Raw genomic sequence first — 18,988 nt, forward strand, 5'->3', positions numbered from 1 at the left:
GCCGGCGGCCCCTGACTACTAAAGACGCAGCCCCTGCGACGCCGTCGCTGGGGCTTTCTGTTGAAGGCACCAGCCAAATCGTATTGAATTGCGGCAGCGTCGCCAAAAAAATCGAGACAAGAAAAGGGGCGCACACACATCAAGAAAATAGGGAGATAGGAATGCCCGCTGTCACCGGCAAGCTTGCAGCCGCATCACTGGCGCTTGCGCTCATTGCGGCCTCGGCCTCCACTGCATCGGCCCAGAAGAAATACGATACCGGCGCGACCGACACCGAGATCAAGATCGGCAACATCATGCCCTACAGCGGACCGGCCTCCGCCTACGGTATCATCGGGCGGACCGAAGCCGCCTATTTCAAGAAGATCAACGAAGAGGGCGGCATCAACGGCCGCAAGATCAATTTCGTCTCCTACGACGACGCCTATTCGCCGCCGAAGACGGTGGAGCAGGCACGCAAGCTGGTCGAGAGCGACGAGGTTCTGCTGATCTTCAATTCACTCGGCACGCCGCCGAACTCGGCCATTCAGAAATACATGAACTCGAAGAAGGTGCCCCAGCTGTTCGTCGCGACCGGCGCCACCAAATGGAACGATCCGCAGAACTTCCCCTGGACCATGGGCTGGCAGCCAAATTACCAGAGCGAGACGCAGATCTACGCGAAATACATCCTGAAGGAGATGCCGAATGCCAAGATCGGCGTGCTCTACCAGAACGACGATTACGGCAAGGACTACCTGAAGGGCCTGAAAGACGGGCTCGGCGCCAAGGCCGCGAGCATGATCGTGCTGGAGGAAAGCTACGAGACCTCCGAGCCGACGATCGACAATCACATCGTGAAGATGAAAGCGACCGGCGCCGACGTCTTCATCAACATCACCACACCGAAGTTCGCGGCACAGGCGATCAAGAAGATCTCCGAAATCGGCTGGAAGCCGACCCACTTCCTCAACAACGTCTCGGCCTCGGTCGGCAGCGTGATCAAGCCCGCCGGCTTCGAGAATTCGCAGGACATCATTTCGGCCGCCTACCTGAAGGACGTGTCGGATCCTCAGTGGAAGGACGACGCCGGCATGAAGGCTTTCCTGGAGTTCATGACGAAATACTTCCCTGAAGGTGACAAGCTCGACGGCGGCACCATCGTCGGTTACGGCGTGGCGCAGACGCTGGTGGAAGCGCTGAAGAAGTGCGGCGACAATCTCACGCGCGAGAACGTCATGAAGCAGGCGGCGAGCCTGAAGGACTTCCGCACCGAGGTGCTGCTGCCCGGCATCAAGATCAACACCGGCGCGAACGACTTCGCACCGATCAGCTCGCTTCAGCTCATGAAGTTCAAGGGCGAGAAGTGGGATCTGTTCGGCGACGTCATCAGCGCTGACGCCGGCGGCTAGCCTCCAGCCGGATCGCAATGTTCAAAAGGGCCCTCCGCGAAATCATCGCGGAGGGCTTTTTGCTACGCGGCGATTATGATCACGCGATTGCATATTCGAATGATGACACAGCCGGCTTACGCTTTGGCCGCCGATGCGCTAGGCAGGGGGAACCGCGGCGTGTGTCGCCAGTTTGTTCCGTCTGCCGAAGGCCATCGTCATGACCGACCGCCGTCCCCTGCTCCGCGCGCTCTACGACGCCGCCGTTGCCGCCGCCCATCCCAATGTGATGCTGGCGCCGCACCTGGGGCCCGCGCCGAAAGGACGCGTGATCTGCCTCGCCGCCGGCAAGGGCGCCGGCGCCATGGCCGCAGCGGCCGAACGGCATTATCTCGACACGCTCAAGCTGGCGCCGGAGCGGCTCGTCGGCATCGCCACCACGCGCCACGGCTACGGCGTGCCGACGCGCCGCATCCGCGTGGTCGAGGCCGGGCATCCCGTGCCGGATGAGGCTGGCCTCAAGGGCGCGGCCGACACGCTCGCGCTCGCAGGCGAGGCCGGGCCGGACGATCTGCTGCTGGTGCTGCTCACCGGCGGCGGCTCGGCGAACTGGATCGCGCCCAGCAACGGTATCAGCTTTGCGCAGAAGCAGGCGGTCAACAAGGCGCTGCTGCGCTCGGGCGCGCCGATCGGCGAGATGAACGTCGTGCGCAAACACCTGTCGCGGATCAAGGGCGGCCGTCTCGCACGCGCCGGCAAGAATGCCGCCAAGATCGTGACGCTCGCGATCTCGGACGTACCGCATGACGATCCTTCCGCGATCGCCTCCGGTCCGACCGTGCCTGATCCGACCACGCTGGCCGATGCGCGCGCCATCGTCGCGAAATACAAGCTCAACATCGACGATGCCGTGCGCCGCGCGCTCGACGATCCCGCCAACGAAAGCTGCAAGCCCGGCGATGCCGCCTTCGCGCGCGCGCATTTCGAATTGATCGCGCGGCCCAAGCAGTCGCTCGACGCCGCGGTGAAGCTCGCGCGCGAATCCGGTTACGAGACCATCGACCTCGGCGCCGATCTCGAAGGCGAGGCACGCGAGGTCGCGGCCGCTCACGCCAGGCTGGCGCTGCAAGCGCGCGCGCAAGGCAAGCGCCTCGCGATTCTCTCCGGCGGCGAGCTCACGGTGACCGTGCGCGGCAATGGGCGCGGCGGGCCGAACCAGGAATACGCGCTGGCGCTTGCCGCCCTGCTCAAGGACACGCCTGACATCTCGGCGCTGGCCGGCGACACCGACGGCGCCGACGGCGGCGCCGGCAACCCCACCGACCCCGCCGGCGCGCTGATCGACGCGACGACGTTCGCAAAGATGAAGGCGCAGGGGCTTCAGCCGCAAGCGTACCTGGACAACAACGACGCCACGACGTTCTTCGAGGCGACCGGCGACCTGCTGCTACCGGGCCCGACGCTGACCAACGTGAACGACATCAGGGTGATTTTGGTGGATTGAGGCGCCTGCCCCCAGCAACGGTGTCATTCCCCGCGATAGCGGGGAATCCAGTACGCCGCGGCTTCTCGATTCCAGCCGTGCCGTCTCTGGAATACTGGATCGCCCGGTCAAGCCGGGCGATGACAGCCGAGTTCAGAACTCGCTCGCGACCTTCGCGAGCATCGCGATCAGGGCTTCGCGATTGGCCTGCCCGAGCAGCTCGTTCAGCCGGGCCTCGTGCTTGGTGGCGACCAGCTTCTTGGCGCGGGCCAGCACCGCCTTGCCCTTGTCGGTCAGCACCAGGATGTGCGAGCGGCGGTCGTTGGTGGAGCGAATCCGCGCACAAAGGTCGCGGCTCTCGAGATTGTCGAGCATGGCCACGAAGTTCGGCCTGAGGATGCCGAGGGTGGAGGCGATCTCGGTCTGGTTACGGCCCGGATTCTTCTCGACCAGCAGCAGCACGGAGAACTGCGCCGGCGTGAGCTGGAGCGAGGCCATGCAGCGCAGGAAGTTCTCGAACACCTTGAGCTGCGCCCGCTTCAGCACATAGCCGAGCTGTTCCGAGAGCTCGCCGAGCTGGAGCGCTTCGCCAGCCCCCTGACCTTGCACCTCGGCCGCGTCCTTGCGGCCCTTGGCCGTGTCGGCAGGCTTTTCGGCGGACTTTTCAGCGGCTTTGGAAACGGTCATCGCCTCGTGCTCGTAATCCCGCTAAATTCGGGAGGGATCGTTCCCGCCCTTGATGTTATATTTGATAATTGTTATGGACCATATCAAATATCGCATGCGTTTTTCAATGGCTGTGAGCGGACCGTCCACCGAGATCGAGGGGACCGGTCCGTAATCTTAAGGGGGAGCGTCCGGTCTTGAATACCACCATCATGCTGTTCCTGGTGCAGGACGGCATCACCAATGGCGCGATCTATGCGCTGCTCGGCCTGGCGCTGGTGCTGGTGTTCGCCGTCACCCGCGTCATTCTCATTCCCCAGGGCGAATTCGTCACCTACGGCGCGTTGACCTATGCCTCGCTGGCCGCGGGCCAGATGCCGGGCACGGCCAAGCTCGCGCTGGCGCTCGGCATTGGCGCCTTCGCCTTCGACCTGTTCGTCGCGCGCAAGGCGCTGCACGGCCGCCTGATCGTGCGCAGCGCCCTCACCAATATCGTGCTGCCGGCCATCGTGCTGGCGCTGACGGTGTACTTCGCCGCGCAGAAGCCGCCGGTCGCGGTCTCGATCGCTCTGTCGCTGGTAATCGTGGCGATGATCGGCCTCTATCTCTACCGCGTCGCATTCCAGCCGCTGGCACACACCTCCGTGCTGGTGCTGCTGATCGCATCCGTGGGCGTCCATCTGGCACTGCAGGGCCTCGGCCTGCTGTTCTTCGGCGCCGAAGGCCAGCGCGGACCTGCTGTGCTGTCCGGCGCGTTCACCGCGGGCTCGCTGCGCTTCACCGGCCAGAGCCTCACCGTCTACGGCATCACCATCGCCTTCATCGTCGCCCTCTGGCTGTTCTTCGGCCTGACCCTCTACGGCAAGGCGCTGCGCGCGACCGCCGTGAACCGGCTGGGGGCGCGGCTCGTCGGCATCCGCACCACGCTGTCGGGGCAGATCGCCTTCCTGCTGGCATCCGTCATCGGCGCGCTGTCGGGCATCATGATCGTGCCGATCACGACGCTCTACTATGACAGCGGCTTCCTGATCGGCCTGAAGGGCTTCGTCGCCGCGATCATCGGCGGCCTCGTCAGCTACCCCCTCACCGCCGCCGCGGCGCTGGTCGTCGGCCTCGTCGAGGCGTTCTCGTCCTTCTATGCCTCCAACTACAAGGAGGTGATCGTTTTCATGCTGCTGATCCCCGTGTTGCTGCTGCGCTCGCTCGCCGCGCCCGCCGTCGAAGAAGAGAAGGACTGAGGCTAAGATGCAGAGCCGCCTTCCCATCATCGTCTTCGCAGCCGTCATGGCCGTGATCCCGTTCGTCCCCGGCATGCCTCCGTTCTGGATCGTGCTGCTCGACAATATCGGCCTGGCCGCCCTCGTCGCGATGGGCCTCGTGCTGCTGACCGGCGTCGGCGGCCTGACCTCGTTCGGACAGGCAGCCTTCGTCGGCTTCGGCGCCTATACCACCGCGGTGCTGTCGACGGCCTACGGCCTGTCGCCCTGGCTGACGCTGCCGCTGTCGCTATTGGTCAGCGGATCGCTGGCAGTGCTGCTCGGGCTGATCACCGTCCGCCTCTCCGGCCATTATCTGCCGCTGGGCACGCTCGCCTGGGGGCTCGGGCTGTTCTATCTCTTCAGCAAGCTGGAGTTCCTCGGCCGTAACGACGGCATCTCGGCGATCCCGCCGCTGTCGATCGGCACGTTCAAGATGCTCTCGCCCGGCTCGATCTATTACGCGATCTGGGTCGCCGTGATCCTCTCGGCCCTGCTCACGATGAACCTCCTGGATTCCCGCACCGGCCGCGCCATCCGCGCGCTGCGGCGCGGCCATGTCGCCGCCGAGGCGTTCGGCGTGCACACGCCGCGCGCCAAGCTGCTGGTGTTCATCCATGCCGCCGTGCTCGCGGGCCTCTCGGGCTGGCTCTACGCCCATCTCCAGCGCGCGGTGAACCCGACGCCGTTCGGCGCACAGGCCGGCATCGAATATCTCTTCATCGCGGTGGTCGGCGGCGCCGGCTATGTCTGGGGCGGCGTGCTCGGCGCGGCGATCGTCGTGGTGCTGAAAGAGGTGCTGCAGAGCTATCTGCCGCTGATCCTGCCCGGCTCCGGACAGGTCGAGACCATCGTGTTCGGCATCATGCTGGTGGCGCTGCTGCAACTCGCGCCCGGCGGCCTCTGGCCCTGGCTGATGTCCTTCCTGCCCGAGCGCTCCGGTGGCAAGAAGCCCGACACCTCGCTGAAGCTGGAACAGCGTCCCCGCGCGCCCGGCCACTCCAGCATCCTGCTCCAGGTCGACAAGGCACGAAAGCAGTTCGGCGGCGTGGTCGCCGTCAACAACGTCTCCTTCGACGTCCAGGCTCGCGAGATCGTCGCGCTGATCGGCCCGAACGGCGCCGGCAAGAGCACGACCTTCAACCTGATCACCGGCGTGCTGTCGGCCACGTCAGGCTCGGTCTCGGTGCTCGGCAAGAAGGTCGACAAGGCGCCGCCGCAGGAGATCGTCAAGCTCGGCATCAGCAGGACCTTTCAGCATGTGAAGCTGGTCCCTGACATGACCGTGCTGGAGAACGTCGCGATCGGCGCGCATCTGCGCGGCCATTCCGGCCCGATCGCCTCGATGCTGCGGCTCGACCGCGCCGACGAGGCCAAATTGCTCGCCGAGGCCGCCCGCCAGATCGAGCGTGTCGGCCTTGCCGACCAGATGCATCAGCTCGCAGGCAGCCTTTCGCTCGGCCAGCAGCGCATCGTCGAGATCGCCCGCGCGCTCTGCGTCGACCCGATGCTGCTGCTGCTCGACGAACCGGCCGCCGGCCTGCGCCACATGGAGAAGCAGCAGCTCGCCAAGCTGCTGCGTGACTTGCGCGATGGCGGCATGAGCGTCCTCCTGGTCGAGCACGACATGGGCTTCGTCATGAACCTCGCCGACCGCATCGTGGTGCTCGATTTCGGCACCAAGATTGCCGAAGGCACCCCCGCCACGATCAAGACCAATCCCGAAGTGATCAAGGCCTATCTCGGAGTGGCGGCATGAGCGCGCTGTTGTCCGTCACCGACGCCCATGTCGCCTATGGCAAGGTCGAGGCGGTGCGCTCGGTCTCGCTCGAGGTCGGCGCGAATGAGATCGTCACCATCGTCGGCGCCAACGGCGCCGGCAAGACCACGCTGCTGTCCGCCATCATGGGCATCCTGCCGCTGAAAGGCCGCGTCACCTTTGCCGGCCAGGATCTCGCCCGGCTCGACATCGAGGACCGTGTCGCGATGGGGCTTGGCCTCGTCCCGGAGCACCGCGAATTGTTCGTGACCATGAATGTCGAGGACAATCTCGAATTGGGTGCGTTCCGCATTGAGCGGAGCAAGGCGAAGGCCTCGATGGAGCGCGTCTACACGCTGTTCCCGCGGCTGAAGGAGCGGCGCAAGCAGTTCGCCGGCACGCTCTCCGGCGGCGAGCAGCAGATGCTCGCGATGGGCCGCGCGCTGATGGGCGAGCCGAAGCTCCTCATGCTGGACGAGCCGAGCCTCGGCCTCGCGCCGATCATCGTCGCCGACATCTTCCGCATCGTCACCGAACTCCGCGCCAGCGGCGTCTCCGTGCTGCTGGTCGAGCAGAACGCCCAGGCCGCGCTGAAGATCGCGGACCAGGCCTATGTGATGGAGCTCGGCGAGTTCGTGCTCTCCGGCAAGGCCAGCGACATCGCCGCGAACGAGCGGGTTGCGGCGAGCTATCTTGGCTTCCAGCATGAAGGCGAGAGCGCGATCTGATTTCTCTTACCCTCCCCTGGAGGGGGAGGGTCGCTTCGCCACGAGCGTAGCGATGTGCGAAGCGGGTGGGATGACGGTCCCTCCGCGTAGAACACTGCCCGTGTTGAGAGATCACCCCACCCCGCTCGCGCTCCACGCGATCGACCCTCCCCCTCCAGGGGAGGGTAAGCAAGCGCCGCGTTTACGAAGCTACCCCGCCTTCTCCTTCAGCATCGCGACCTCCGCCTCCAGCTCCGCGATCCTCGCATCCCTCGCCGCCAGCGCGGCCGCTACATCACCCGCATCGAATTTCTGCGGAATGTGCTGTGGGCAGTTGGTGTCCCAGGCTGCGATCTTGAACAGGATCACCTGCTCCGGCCGGGCGCGGTAGCCCTTCGGCATCAGCGACGTCGTCAACGCCTCGTCGTCCTCGACCACGCGCGCCTCGCCCCAGATCTTCACGCGGCGGCGATGGGCGTAGTCCATCACGAAAATGTAGGCCTTGGGATTCTCCGACAGGTTACCCTGGGTGATGTACTGCCGGTTGCCGGCATAATCGGTGAAAGCCAGCGTCTGCTTGTCCAGCACCTTCAAGAAGCCCTTCGGGCCGCCGCGGTGTTGGATGTAAGGCTGGCCATCGGCCGAGGCGGTCGCAAAATAGAAGCTGGTGGCGTCAGCCAGGAATGCGGCGAGGTTCTCGTCGACCTCAGTGCGCCATCCACGCTGCTCGGCGTGGGCATAACCCTCGCGCGAGCCCTTGCGGGCCTGGATCGTCTTCACCGCCGGCGAGAACGCGACATCGCTGGCATAGGTGTGAACTGCAATCATCGGAACATCTCCTGAAGATTCCCGCGCATTGCTGCGTCTTTCGACGACTAAAGTGGACCTCACGGCAGCTAAAACAATCTACGCGCTTGACACTTCATCATTGCGATATATGCAATAATGACATGGACCGCCTCGAAGCCATGCACGCCTTCGTCACCGTCGCCGATCTCAGCGGCTTCGCGCCGGCGGCGCGCAAGCTGCACCTGTCGCCCTCGGCGGTAACGCGGCTGATCGCGGCGCTGGAGCAGCACCTCGGCGCCCGGCTGTTGCAGCGGACCACCCGGCAGGTGAGATTGACCGACGTCGGCACGCGCTATCTGGAGCGCGCGCGGCGCATCCTCGCCGATGTCGAGGAGGCCGACGGCTCCGCGCGGGAGGAGCGCAACCGGCCGAGCGGACGGTTGGTGGTATCGGCGCCGGTCGGCTTCGGCCGGCTGCATGTCGGGCCGGTGATGACCGACTATCTCAAGCGCTATCCCGAGGTCGGCGGGGAATTGCGCTTGTCCGACCATCTCGTCAATCTCGTGGAGGACGCCGTCGATGTCGCGGTGCGGATCGGTCATCTCTCCGACTCCTCGCTGGTGGCGCGCCAGGTCGGCGAGATGCGGCGGATCGTGGTGGCGACGCCGGGCTATCTGAAGCGTCACGGCGAGCCGAAGACGCCGGACGCGTTGCTCGAACACCAGACCATTCAGTTCGGCCCCTCCGCCAGCTGGCACTTCGTGCAGGATGGCCGCGACATCGAGGTCACGCCATCGCCCCGCTTCATCAGCAACAGCGCCGACGCCGCCCTGCAATACGCGGAAGCCAGCGGCGGGGTGACGCGCGTGCTGGCCTATCAGGCCGCCGAGGGGCTGAAACGCGGACGGCTGAAAATCGTGCTGGCGAAGTACGAGCAGCCGGCGCTGCCGATCCACGTCATTTACCCGACCTCGCGACTGCTCTCGGCCAAGGTGCGCGCGTTCGTCGATCTCGTGGTGGAGACTGCGGAGTGGAGGTTTGGGTAGATACGTGTCCCGGACGCGCCGCGGAGCGGGCGCAGAGCCGGGACGCGGCAGGGTGCCATGTCGAGACATGGGTCCCGGCTCTGCGCAGCAGCGTTGCACGCTGCAGCGCGTCCGGGACACGGAGAGATCACCCCTTCTTCGGCACCACCCGAAACGTGCCGCTCGCCCGCGCGATCACGGCATCGTCGGCCTTCACAAGGCACTGCGCAAAGCAGATCGTCTTGCCGGTCTTGATCACGTCGCTCTCGATCGAACACCACTGGCCGATCTCGGCGGAGCCGGCAAAATCGACCGAAAGCGAGACCGTCACGAACGACGTGGTCCAGTTGGTCACCAGCGCACAACTATAGCCCATGGCATTGTCGGCGAGCGCCGCGATGAGGCCGCCATGGATCAGCCCGCGGCCGTTGGTGTGGGGTCTGGCCAGCCGGAGGCCGATGATGACGGCCTTGTCGGTGTTCTTGGAGTAAAGCGGCTCCCAGGGTTCGGTGAGAGGGCTCTTGCGAAAGAGCGGCTCGAAGCCGGCGGGAATGTCGGTGGCGGTCATGGTTGTCGCGCGTTGCCGTGTCGTCAGCATTGAACGCGATGGCGATGACGGTTGCATCAATTACAAAGTTTTAAACGGGATTTGCTCGCGTGTTTGAAACACGGGTGGCGCCACAATGACCGAGCCGTAGGGTGGGCAAAGCGAAGCGTGCCCACGCGCTTTCGCAATTATGCGAAGGTGGCGGGCACGGCGCAAGAGCGCCTTTGCCCGCACTACGGCACCGTCTTAAAACGGCAGCCCGACATAATTCTCCGACAGCGACGTCATCGCGGCCTGCGACTGCGTGACGTAGTCGAGCTCGGCGAGCTGAATGCGCGCGCCGATGGTGCCGGTGTCGGGGAATTTGTGCAGCATCGAGGTCATCCACCAGGAGAAGCGCACCGCCTTCCAGACCCGCGCCAGGGCCGTGGTGGAATAGGCGTCGATGCCGGCGCTGGATTTCTCGTCGTAGAATTCGCGCAGCGCGCCCGACAGATAATGTGCGTCGCTGGCAGCGAGATTCAGTCCCTTGGCGCCGGTCGGCGGCACGATGTGGGCGGCGTCACCGCACAGGAACAGCTTGCCGAAGCGCATCGGCTCGGCGACGAAGCTGCGCAGGGGCGCAATGCTCTTCTCGATCGAGGGGCCCGTGACGAGGCTGTCGGCCGCCTCCTGGTCGAGCCGGCGCTTCAATTCGTCCCAGAAGCGTTCGTCCGGCCATTGGTCGACATGGTCGTCGAGCGAACACTGCACATAGTAGCGGCTGCGTCTGGTCGAGCGCATGGTGCAAAGCGCAAAGCCGCGGGCGTGGTTGGAGTAGATCAGCTCATGGCTGACCGGCGGCGTCTCCGAGAGGATGCCGAGCCAACCGAACGGATAGACCCGCTCGAACTCCTCAATCGCCCCGGCCGGGACGCTGGCGCGGCTGACGCCGTGAAAGCCGTCGCAGCCGGCGATGAAATCGCAATCGAGCGTGTGGGTCACGCCGTCCTTGACCCAGGTTACGCGCGGGTGACTGCCGTCGAAATCATGCGGCTGCACGTCCCTGGCCTCATAGACCGAGACGAGACCGGCGGCCTTCCGCGCATTCATCAGGTCGAGCGTGACCTCGGTCTGGCCGTAGATCATGACCGTCTTGCCGGTCGCCGCCTTCATGTCAATGCGGTGACGGCGGCCGGAAAAGGCGAGCTCGATGCCTTCATGCACCAGGCCTTCGGCATGCGCCCGCGCCCCGGCGCCGATCTGGTCGAGCAGCGCGACGGTTCCCTCCTCGAGCAGACCGGCGCGGATGCGACCGAGCACGTAATCCGGGCTCTGCCGCTCCAGAATGACATTGTCGATGCCGTATGCGTGCAGCAGTTGCCCAAGCAACAATCCGGCCGGTCCGGCCCCGATGATTGCGACTTTTGTCCGCAATACTTGCTCCTTCCGATCCTGTAGGCTTTGCTCGTGGCTCGCTTGTCGCGTTGCTCCGCGCACGATAATTATATCATATAACGGTTGGGCAAAAGGGGAGGGCCGTCGCCGGGCAGCGACAAATCCATGCAGCATGGCTGACGCAGACGGCGCGGCGAAGTGCGCGCCAGTTCCGGCTTGAACGCGCTGGCCGATTAGATAACATGTTAATTAACGAGACCGGGCCATCGAAGCCCGCCGTCGAAAACAGGGAGAGACGTGTGATGAGGAAAGCCTGTCTGGCGTTGCTGCTGGCCGCAAGCGTGACGCCTGCCTTCGCGCAGGACAAGACCTTCGATTTGAAGATCTCGCACTGGGTGCCGGCTTCGCATCCGCTGCAGAAGTCGCTGGAAGACTGGGCTGCCGCGGTCGAGAAGGATTCCGGCGGCACCATCAAAGGCAAAGTGTTTCCGGCCCAGCAACTCGGCAAGGCGTTCGACCATTACGACATGGCGCGCGACGGCATCGCCGACGTCACCTACGTCAATCCCGGCTACCAGCCCGGCCGCTTCCCGATCGTCGGCGCCGGCGAACTGCCGTTCCTGATCTCGGACGCCAAGGGCGGCTCGATGGGGCTGGACGCCTGGTATCGCAAATATGCCGAGAAGGAGATGAAGGACGTCAAATACTGCCTCGCCTTCGTCCACTCACCCTCCTCCTTCCATTCCAAGACCAAGAAGATCGTGCTGCCCGAAGATGTGAAGGGCATGAAGATCCGCCCGGCGCACGCCACCATGGCGAACTTCGTGACGTCGCTCGGCGGCACCAATGTGCAGTCCTCGGCGCCTGAGGTCCGCGATATCATCGAGCGCGGCGTCGCCGACGGCGTCACCTTTCCCTGGGGGTCGCTGGTGCTGTTCGGCATCGACAAGGTGACCAAGTACGACATGGAGGCGCCGCTCTACACCACGACCTTCGTGTTCGTGATCAACAAGGACAAGTACAACGCGATGTCCGACAAGCAGAAGGCCGCGATCGACAAGAACTGCTCGGTCGAAATGGCGGGCATGGTCGGCGAGCACTGGGGCAAGTTCGAGGATGCCGGCATCGACAAGGTGAAGGCGGAATCCGGTCACGAGGTCTACAAGCTGACATCCGAGCAGACCGCTGCCTGGAAGAAGGCCGCCGAGCCGCTGGTGAAGACCTGGTCCGAGGGCGCCAAGAAGGCCGGAGCCGATCCGGACGCCGCTCTCGCGGATCTCAAGGCCTCGCTGAAGAAGTACAACGCGCTAGCGGAGTGAGGCCCACACTCGCTCCGCCTCTCCCGCTTGCGGGAGAGGTCGGCGCGTCCGGGCGATGCGAAGCATCGTCCCGCGCGCCAGGTGAGGGCTCTCTCCCCTTGAGGAGTCTCTCTGTGGAGGCACCCCCACCCCTCCCCCGCAAGCGGGAGAGGGAGCCCAGCACCGTCGTGGATGCAACGCACTCATCTTGAACAGGACCACCCCATGAAGCGCTCCTGGATGGACCGCATCATCGACACGATCGAATGGATCGCGGCCGGCTTCGTCGGCATCGTCGCGCTCGACATCTTCCTGTCGGTGCTGCTGCGCAACACGCTGAATTATTCGATCCCCGATTCGTTCGACATCGGCCGCATGTTGCTCGGCATCCTCATCTTCTGGGGCATCGCCGCGACCTCCTATCGCGGCACCCATATCACCGTGGACCTCGTCTGGGGCAATGTCGGACCGCGCCATCAGCGCTGGATCGACGTGTTCGCAACCCTGGTGCTGCTGTTCGTCGTGACGGTGCAGACCTGGACGCTGTTCGACAAGGTACGCGGCACCTACAACGACAATGTCCTGACCTTCGACATGCACATGCCGACATGGCCGTTCTTCGCGATCGCCTGGGTCGGTGACGTCTGCGCCGTGCTGCTGATCGCGATCCGCACCTACCGCCTGATCTTCCACCCCGAAGACATGCACGATCCCAAATTGAAGGCGACGGAGTAATCATGAGCACCGATGCCGTCGCCGTAATCGGCTTCGTCTCCCTGTTTGTCCTGATGCTGCTGCGCGTGCCCGTCGGCATGGCCATGGGCCTCGTCGGCGTCTCCGGCTTCGCCTATCTCGTCAACGGGACGGCGGCCCTGAAGCTGGTCGGCCAGACCTCGATGCGCACGGTGACCGACTACACCTTCGGCGTCATCCCGATGTTCCTGCTGATGGGCTCGTTCGTGTCCAATTCCGGCATGAGCCGCGAGCTGTTCCGCGCCGCCAACGGGTTCGTCGGACATTTGCGCGGCGGCCTCGGCATCGCCACCGTCGGGGCCTGCGGCGGCTTTGCCGCGATCTGCGGCTCCTCTGTCGCGACCGCCGCGACGTTCTCCGCCGTCGCTTACCCGGAGATGCGCCGCTTCGGCTATCCGCAATCGTTCGCCACCGGCGTGATCGCCGCCGGCGGCACGCTGGGCGCGATGCTGCCGCCCTCCACGGTGCTCGCGGTCTACGGCATCATCACCGAGCAGGACATCGGAAAGCTCTTCATCGCCGGCATCATCCCGGGCCTGCTGGCGATGAGCATGTACATGATCACGATCTTCCTGATCGGTTATTTCCGCCCCGACTTCCTGCCCAAGGGCAAGGTGACGCCGTGGCGCGAGCGCTTTGCGGGCCTGAAGGAGATCTGGGCGCCGGTGCTGCTGTTCGTGTTCGTGATCGGCGGCCTCTATGGCCTGCCCTATTTGCCGCGCTTCACGCCGACGGAAGCCGGCGGCGTCGGCGCCGCCGGCGCGTTCATCATCGGCGTGCTGACGGGCCGGCTCGACCGCGAGAAGATGCTGGCCTCGCTGCTGCAGGCGACGCGCACCGCCGCGGCGGTGTTCACGGTGCTGATCGGCGCGCTGATCTTCGGCTATTTCCTCACGGTGACGCAGACGCCGCAGAAAGTGACCGAATTCCTCACCGGCCTCGGTCTCGGCAGCTATGGCGTGCTGGCGCTGATCATGGTGATGTATCTCGTGCTCGGCTGCCTGATGGACGCCATGGCGATGATTATCCTCACCGTGCCGATCATCTTCCCCGTGATCACGCATCTCGGCTTCGACCCGATCTGGTTCGGCGTCATCATTGTCATGACCGTCGAGCTCGGCCTGATTCACCCGCCGGTCGGGATGAACGTCTTCGTCATCAAGAGCGTGGTGAAGGACGTCTCCTTCTCCACGATCTTCAAGGGCGTGATTCCGTTCGTGGTCACCGACCTGATCCGCCTCGTGATCCTGATCGCCTTCCCGCTGCTCGCGACCTGGCTGCCGACGCGGATGATGGCGCATTGACAGGGTGAAGCATGACGACACCGACGCTCGAGACGAAATACGTCTTCACCATCACCGCGCGCATCGGCGACGTCGTCACCGCCGGCGAGACCGGCATCGGTGTCCGCCGCATCATCCCGATCATCGGCGGTGAGGTCACGGGTGCGATATCAGGCAAGGTGCTGCCGTTCGGCGCCGACTTCCAGACCATCCGACCCAACGAGCTGATCGACCTGGAGGCGAAATACGCCTTCGAGACCGACGACGGCGCCATTGTCTATGTCGAGAACAAGGGCATGCGTTTCGGACCGGTCGAGCTGCTGCAGAAGCTCAAGCGCGGCGAACCGGTCGATCCCAAGCTGATCTATTTCCGCACCGTGCCGCGGTTCGAGACCGGGCACGACAAGTATCGCTGGCTGATGGAGCACATTTTCGTCGGCTCAGCGGCGCGGCACGCCGACCGCGTCGTGATCGACGTGCATCAGGTGATGTGACCATACGCTCTGCTGTCGTCCCTGCGAACGCAGGGACCCATACCGCGGAATCTATCGATTGCGGGCGGTGGGAGTACCGAACGGCAAGTCTTCGCCAAACTCCTCCCTGGGGTTATGGGTCCCTGCGTTCGCAGGGACGACATCGAATTTGGGGAAGGATTTTGCCCCTAACCGGTTAACTCCACGCGTCAGCCCAAGCTTGACTCCCCCAAAATTCGTTATACAACATAACTATTCTGACAAGGACGCAAATGACACAGGGAAACGCCGAGACCGCTGACGCGGGTGCCTCCGGGCTACTCCGGATCGAGAGGGCGGACCGGGTTCTGACCGTGGGTCTGAACCGGCCGGCCAAGCGCAACGCGCTCAACGATGGCATCATCCTGGAAATCGGCGAGTGTTTTGCGTCCCTGCCCTCGGATATCGGCGCGGTCGTCATTCACGGCATTGGCGATCATTTCTCCAGCGGCCTCGACCTCTCCGAGCTGACCGAGCATGACGCGACCGGCGGCCTGCTCCATTCCCAGATGTGGCACCGGGTGTTCGACCGCATCCAATACAGCCGCGTCCCCGTGATCGCGGCGCTGAAGGGCGCCGTGATCGGCGGCGGGCTGGAGCTTGCCTGCTCGGCGCATATCCGCGTCGCCGAGCCCTCGACCTATTTCGCGCTTCCGGAGGGCCAGCGCGGCATCTTCGTCGGCGGCGGCGGCTCGGTCCGGCTGCCGCGGTTGATCGGCGTCGCCCGGATGATGGACATGATGCTGACGGGCCGCGTCTACAGCGCGACCGAAGGCGCCTCCTACGGCTTCGCGCAATATGTCACGGAGGCCGGCAACGGGCTCGGCAAGGCGATGGAGCTCGCGACCAAGGTGGCCTCCAACGCGCCGCTGACGAACTTCGCCGTGCTCCAGGCGCTGCCGATGATCGCGGAGGCCAATCCGCAGACCGGCCTGCTGATGGAATCGCTGATGGCGACCGTCGCGCAGAGCGACAAAGAGGCAAAACGCCGGATCCGCGAATTCCTCGAACACAAGACCGCAAAGGTAAAGCCCAAGTCATGAGCGCGCAGCCGTCCTCTTCCAGCATGGAGCGCGGCGCGAGCACTTTCCCGCTGCGGCCCATTTCGTTCGGCGATCCCGTCGTCGACATCGAACGCCGCGACGACGGCACGATCTACCTCAGGCCGAAGCAGCCGCTCGGCGACTATCCGGTCCGCATCACCGATCGCCTGCATCATTGGGCGGCGACGACGCCGGACCGCGTCTTCATGGCCGAGCGCGAAGGCGGCCGCGGCTGGCGCAAGATCACTTACGCCGAGTTGCTCGTCGCCAGCCGTCACATTGCGTCCGGCCTGATTGCGCGCGGCCTGTCGGCGGAGCGGCCGGTCGTCATCCTCTCCGGCAATTCGATCGACCACGCCTTGCTCGCGTTCGGCGCGTTCTATGCCGGCATTCCGTTCTGCCCGGTGTCGCCGGCCTATTCGCTGGTGTCGAAAGATTACGGCAAGCTGTCCTATCTGATGAAGCTGCTGACGCCCGGCCTCGTCTTCGCCGAGGACGCCGACAAGTTCGCCGATGCGCTTGCCGCCAACGTCTCGCTCGGCACCGAGATCGCCGCGTCCTACGGCCAGGTGCCGGGCCGCGACGTCACCACGCTCGCCGACCTCATGGCGACGCCGATCCGCAGCGATCTCGACGAGGTCCACGGCAAGATCGGCCCCGACACGATCGCGAAATTCCTGCTGACGTCGGGCTCGACCGGCAATCCCAAGGCCGTCATCAACACCCAGCGCATGATCTGCGCCAACCAGGTGATGTTGCGCGAGACGCTCGCCTTTCTGAAAGACGAGCCGCCGGTCATCATCGACTGGCTGCCCTGGAATCACACCTTTGGCGGCAACCACAATATCGGCCTGACGCTGTACAATGGCGGCTCGATGTATCTGGACGCCGGCAAGCCGATGCCCGGCGGCATCGAGGAGACCGTGCGCAATCTCCAGGAGATCTCTCCGACGGTCTATTTCAACGTGCCGAAGGGCTATGAATCGCTGCTGCCCTATTTGCGTGACGATCAGGGCCTGCGCGCAAAGTTCTTCGACCGGCTGCATGCGATGTTCTTCTCCGGCGCGGCACTCTCGCCCTTCATCTGGGACAGCCTCGACGAGCTCGCGGTGAAGGAAAAGGGCTACCGCGTGCCGATGCTGACCGGGCTCGGTGCGACCGAGACCGCGCCGTTCTTCATGTCGGTCAATCCGCGCACCAGCCGCTCCGGCCATGTCGGTCTGCCCGTGTCAGGCAACGACGCCAAGCTGGTGCCGAACAACGGCAAGCTGGAAGTGCGCGCCAAGGGGCCGAACGTGATGCCCGGCTACTGGCGCCAACCCGACATCAGCGCGAAATCCTTCGACGAGGAGGGATTTTACAAGATGGGGGATGCGCTCAAGCCCGCCGATCCCGATGATCTCAACGCAGGCTTCGATTTCGACGGCCGTGTCGGTGAAGACTTCAAGCTCGCCAGCGGTACCTGGGTCAGCGTCGGCCCGCTGCGCGCGCGCCTCACGGCGGCCTGCGCCCCGCTGGTGCGCGACGTCGTTATTGCCGGCATCAATCGCGACGAGGTCTCGGCGCTGGTTGTGCTCGACCTCGACGGTTGCCGGCTGATCAATCCGACGCTGCCGACCGACGATCTCGTCGTCGCGACACGCGACCGGCTGGTGCGCGAGGCGTTTCGCGAGCGCCTGGCCGGTTTCCTCAGCCAAGCCACGGGTTCCTCGACCCGGATCACGCGCGCGATCCTGATGGACGCGCCGCTCTCGATCGACAAGGGCGAAGTCACCGACAAGGGCTCGATCAACCAGCGCGCCGTGCTCGAGCACCGCACCGAATTGATCGAGGAGCTCTACGCTGCCAATCCGTCGGACCGTGTGATATCGGTCGGCTAACCCGGACATAAGCTACAGGAGAACGCCATGTTGTTGAAAGATCAGGCAGCCATCGTCACCGGCGGCGCATCGGGACTGGGCGCTGCAACCGCGCGAAAACTGGCGGCGCAGGGCGCCAAGGTCGCGGTGTGCGATCTCAACGCCAAGCTCGCGGAGACTGTCGCCGCCGAGATCAAGGGCGTGGCAATCACCTGCGACGTCTCCGATGCCGCTTCCGCTGAAGCTGCGATCGCGCAGGCGACCAAGGCTCTTGGCGCGCCGCGCGTGCTGGTCAATTGCGCCGGCATCGGCGTGGCCAAGCGCGTCGTCGGCCGCGACGGCCCGATGGCGCTCGCCGATTTCGACAAGGTGATCAAGGTCAATCTGATCGGCACCTTCAACATGCTGCGCCTGGCCGCGACCGAGATGTCCAAGCTGGAGCCGCAGGCGACCGGCGAGCGCGGCGTCATCATCAACACGGCCTCCGTTGCCGCTTATGATGGCCAGATCGGGCAATCAGCCTATTCGGCTTCCAAGGGCGGCATCGTCGGCATGACGCTGCCGATCGCGCGCGAACTGGCGCAGTTCGGCATCCGCGTGCTGACCATCGCGCCGGGCCTGTTCCTGACCCCGCTGCTCGCGAACCTGCCGCAGGAAGCCCAGGACTCGCTCGCCGCCGCCATCCCCTTCCCGCGCCGGCTCGGCCACGCCGACGAGTTCGCCGCGCTCGCGCTGCACATGGTCGAGAACTCCTACCTGAACGGCGAAGTGGTGCGCCTCGACGGCTCGCTGCGCATGGCACCGAAATAAGGCGCGCGACACATGTTCGTGAACCGGCGCGACGTACAGATCCAGTGGGGTGATTGCGACCCCGCCAACATCGTCTACTACCCGCGCTATTTCGCGATGTTCGACGATTCGACCTCGACCCTGTTCGAGGTCGCCGGATTCTCCAAGCAGGACCTGGTCCGCAAATACGGCCTGGTGGGAATCCCCATGGTCGACACGCGATCCAAGTTCTACATCCCCTCGACCTATGGCGACTGGATCACCATCGAGACGAAGATCGAGAGCATCAGGCGCTCGAGCTTCGAGGTGAAGCACAACGTCTACAAGGGTGACGCGCTGGCGATCGAGGGTTTTGAGACCCGCGTCCTCGTCGGTCGCGATCCCGTTAACCCCGACAAGCTGAAATCGGCACCGTTCCCGGCGGAAATGGTGGCCAAATTCACGGGGAGTTAAGTCCGGAGCTAATCGCCGC

At 64.7% G+C, this 18,988-nt stretch carries 18 protein-coding genes; 14 read left to right on the top strand and 4 right to left on the bottom strand.

Translation table 11 applies throughout. The features are described 5' to 3' along the window. The first annotated feature begins 161 nt into the window (after positions 1–161). Positions 162–1,391 carry an ABC transporter substrate-binding protein gene (locus tag GGD61_RS23120; RefSeq protein ID WP_092254319.1) on the top strand — a complete coding sequence of 410 codons (1,230 nt, stop codon included), beginning with the start codon at positions 162–164 and terminating at the stop codon, positions 1,389–1,391. 199 nt (positions 1,392–1,590) lie between these two features. After that, on the top strand, positions 1,591–2,874 hold the full coding sequence (locus tag GGD61_RS23125) for a glycerate kinase (RefSeq protein ID WP_092254897.1): 1,284 nt from the start codon (positions 1,591–1,593) through the stop codon (positions 2,872–2,874). A gap of 132 nt (positions 2,875–3,006) precedes the next feature. Here the strand turns inward: GGD61_RS23125 and GGD61_RS23130 are convergent, their stop codons facing one another. Then, positions 3,007–3,540, bottom strand: a complete 534-nt coding sequence (locus GGD61_RS23130; protein WP_092254317.1) for a MarR family winged helix-turn-helix transcriptional regulator — start codon at positions 3,538–3,540, stop codon at positions 3,007–3,009. A 176-nt stretch (positions 3,541–3,716) separates the two neighbouring features. Between GGD61_RS23130 and GGD61_RS23135 the strand changes: the two genes are divergently transcribed. From GGD61_RS23135 to GGD61_RS23145, 3 genes are read left to right on the top strand one after another with little or no spacing between them, the layout of a single operon-like run. Then, positions 3,717–4,757, top strand: coding sequence for a branched-chain amino acid ABC transporter permease (locus GGD61_RS23135; RefSeq protein WP_018318832.1), 1,041 nt, complete (start codon positions 3,717–3,719; stop codon positions 4,755–4,757). A 7-nt stretch (positions 4,758–4,764) separates the two neighbouring features. Next, positions 4,765–6,534, top strand: a complete 1,770-nt coding sequence (locus tag GGD61_RS23140) for an ABC transporter permease subunit (protein WP_092254315.1) — start codon at positions 4,765–4,767, stop codon at positions 6,532–6,534. Then, entirely contained in the window at positions 6,531–7,262 is a 732-nt protein-coding gene (locus GGD61_RS23145; RefSeq protein WP_018318834.1) for an ABC transporter ATP-binding protein, read from the top strand. Before GGD61_RS23140 ends, GGD61_RS23145 begins: the two co-directional genes overlap by 4 nt. 189 nt (positions 7,263–7,451) lie before the next feature. Here the strand turns inward: GGD61_RS23145 and GGD61_RS23150 are convergent, their stop codons facing one another. Next, the gene (locus GGD61_RS23150) at positions 7,452–8,069 is read right to left on the bottom strand and encodes a pyridoxamine 5'-phosphate oxidase family protein (RefSeq protein WP_092254313.1); all 618 of its coding nucleotides are present in this window, start codon (positions 8,067–8,069) and stop codon (positions 7,452–7,454) included. 122 nt (positions 8,070–8,191) lie between these two features. On the opposite strand from GGD61_RS23150, the gene GGD61_RS23155 reads away from it, so the two are divergent. Further along, positions 8,192–9,076 (top strand): LysR family transcriptional regulator, encoded by an 885-nt coding sequence (locus GGD61_RS23155; RefSeq protein WP_092254311.1) that lies wholly within the window; start codon positions 8,192–8,194, stop codon positions 9,074–9,076. Between the two features lie 127 nt (positions 9,077–9,203). Here the strand turns inward: GGD61_RS23155 and GGD61_RS23160 are convergent, their stop codons facing one another. Further along, a complete protein-coding gene (locus GGD61_RS23160) occupies positions 9,204–9,623 on the bottom strand; it encodes a PaaI family thioesterase (RefSeq protein ID WP_091956036.1) in 420 nt (139 codons plus the stop codon). A gap of 225 nt (positions 9,624–9,848) precedes the next feature. Further along, positions 9,849–11,018: a 4-hydroxybenzoate 3-monooxygenase gene (gene pobA / locus GGD61_RS23165; protein WP_092254309.1), complete on the bottom strand. Its 1,170-nt coding sequence runs from the start codon at positions 11,016–11,018 to the stop codon at positions 9,849–9,851. A 263-nt stretch (positions 11,019–11,281) separates the two neighbouring features. On the opposite strand from pobA, the gene GGD61_RS23170 reads away from it, so the two are divergent. From GGD61_RS23170 to GGD61_RS23205, 8 genes are all read left to right on the top strand, one after another. Further along, positions 11,282–12,298 carry a TRAP transporter substrate-binding protein gene (locus GGD61_RS23170; RefSeq protein ID WP_092254307.1) on the top strand — a complete coding sequence of 339 codons (1,017 nt, stop codon included), beginning with the start codon at positions 11,282–11,284 and terminating at the stop codon, positions 12,296–12,298. 204 nt (positions 12,299–12,502) lie between these two features. Beyond that, positions 12,503–13,012: a TRAP transporter small permease gene (locus tag GGD61_RS23175; protein WP_018321429.1), complete on the top strand. Its 510-nt coding sequence runs from the start codon at positions 12,503–12,505 to the stop codon at positions 13,010–13,012. Between the two features lie 2 nt (positions 13,013–13,014). Continuing rightward, positions 13,015–14,334, top strand: a complete 1,320-nt coding sequence (locus tag GGD61_RS23180) for a TRAP transporter large permease (RefSeq protein ID WP_092254305.1) — start codon at positions 13,015–13,017, stop codon at positions 14,332–14,334. Between the two features lie 11 nt (positions 14,335–14,345). Beyond that, complete coding sequence (locus GGD61_RS23185) at positions 14,346–14,807, top strand: DUF3237 domain-containing protein (protein ID WP_092254303.1); 462 nt, start codon at positions 14,346–14,348, stop codon at positions 14,805–14,807. Positions 14,808–15,058: 251 nt separating this feature from the next. After that, positions 15,059–15,868, top strand: a complete 810-nt coding sequence (locus GGD61_RS23190; RefSeq protein ID WP_092254301.1) for a crotonase/enoyl-CoA hydratase family protein — start codon at positions 15,059–15,061, stop codon at positions 15,866–15,868. Further along, positions 15,865–17,748 carry a feruloyl-CoA synthase gene (locus GGD61_RS23195; protein WP_092254299.1) on the top strand — a complete coding sequence of 628 codons (1,884 nt, stop codon included), beginning with the start codon at positions 15,865–15,867 and terminating at the stop codon, positions 17,746–17,748. The genes GGD61_RS23190 and GGD61_RS23195 overlap by 4 nt, the downstream gene beginning before the upstream one ends. Before the next feature lie 27 nt (positions 17,749–17,775). Further along, positions 17,776–18,537 (top strand): SDR family NAD(P)-dependent oxidoreductase, encoded by a 762-nt coding sequence (locus GGD61_RS23200; RefSeq protein WP_018321424.1) that lies wholly within the window; start codon positions 17,776–17,778, stop codon positions 18,535–18,537. 12 nt (positions 18,538–18,549) lie between these two features. Next, positions 18,550–18,969 (top strand): thioesterase family protein, encoded by a 420-nt coding sequence (locus tag GGD61_RS23205; protein ID WP_018321423.1) that lies wholly within the window; start codon positions 18,550–18,552, stop codon positions 18,967–18,969. Positions 18,970–18,988 lie beyond the last annotated feature (19 nt).

Source organism: Bradyrhizobium sp. SBR1B (genome assembly GCF_014198205.1).
In the GTDB taxonomy this organism is placed as follows: domain Bacteria; phylum Pseudomonadota; class Alphaproteobacteria; order Rhizobiales; family Xanthobacteraceae; genus Bradyrhizobium.

Excerpts from the sequence above, each read along its gene's own strand:
- GGD61_RS23120 (WP_092254319.1), top strand. The coding sequence starts at position 162 with ATGCCCGCTGTCACCGGCAAGCTTGCAGCCGCATCACTGGCGCTTGCG.
- GGD61_RS23125 (WP_092254897.1), top strand. The coding sequence starts at position 1,591 with ATGACCGACCGCCGTCCCCTGCTCCGCGCGCTCTACGACGCCGCCGTT.
- GGD61_RS23130 (WP_092254317.1), bottom strand. The coding sequence starts at position 3,540 with ATGACCGTTTCCAAAGCCGCTGAAAAGTCCGCCGAAAAGCCTGCCGAC.
- GGD61_RS23140 (WP_092254315.1), top strand. The coding sequence starts at position 4,765 with ATGCAGAGCCGCCTTCCCATCATCGTCTTCGCAGCCGTCATGGCCGTG.
- GGD61_RS23145 (WP_018318834.1), top strand. The coding sequence starts at position 6,531 with ATGAGCGCGCTGTTGTCCGTCACCGACGCCCATGTCGCCTATGGCAAG.
- GGD61_RS23150 (WP_092254313.1), bottom strand. The coding sequence starts at position 8,069 with ATGATTGCAGTTCACACCTATGCCAGCGATGTCGCGTTCTCGCCGGCG.
- GGD61_RS23155 (WP_092254311.1), top strand. The coding sequence starts at position 8,192 with ATGGACCGCCTCGAAGCCATGCACGCCTTCGTCACCGTCGCCGATCTC.
- GGD61_RS23160 (WP_091956036.1), bottom strand. The coding sequence starts at position 9,623 with ATGACCGCCACCGACATTCCCGCCGGCTTCGAGCCGCTCTTTCGCAAG.
- GGD61_RS23170 (WP_092254307.1), top strand. The coding sequence starts at position 11,282 with ATGAGGAAAGCCTGTCTGGCGTTGCTGCTGGCCGCAAGCGTGACGCCT.
- GGD61_RS23175 (WP_018321429.1), top strand. The coding sequence starts at position 12,503 with ATGAAGCGCTCCTGGATGGACCGCATCATCGACACGATCGAATGGATC.
- GGD61_RS23180 (WP_092254305.1), top strand. The coding sequence starts at position 13,015 with ATGAGCACCGATGCCGTCGCCGTAATCGGCTTCGTCTCCCTGTTTGTC.
- GGD61_RS23185 (WP_092254303.1), top strand. The coding sequence starts at position 14,346 with ATGACGACACCGACGCTCGAGACGAAATACGTCTTCACCATCACCGCG.
- GGD61_RS23190 (WP_092254301.1), top strand. The coding sequence starts at position 15,059 with ATGACACAGGGAAACGCCGAGACCGCTGACGCGGGTGCCTCCGGGCTA.
- GGD61_RS23195 (WP_092254299.1), top strand. The coding sequence starts at position 15,865 with ATGAGCGCGCAGCCGTCCTCTTCCAGCATGGAGCGCGGCGCGAGCACT.
- GGD61_RS23200 (WP_018321424.1), top strand. The coding sequence starts at position 17,776 with ATGTTGTTGAAAGATCAGGCAGCCATCGTCACCGGCGGCGCATCGGGA.
- GGD61_RS23205 (WP_018321423.1), top strand. The coding sequence starts at position 18,550 with ATGTTCGTGAACCGGCGCGACGTACAGATCCAGTGGGGTGATTGCGAC.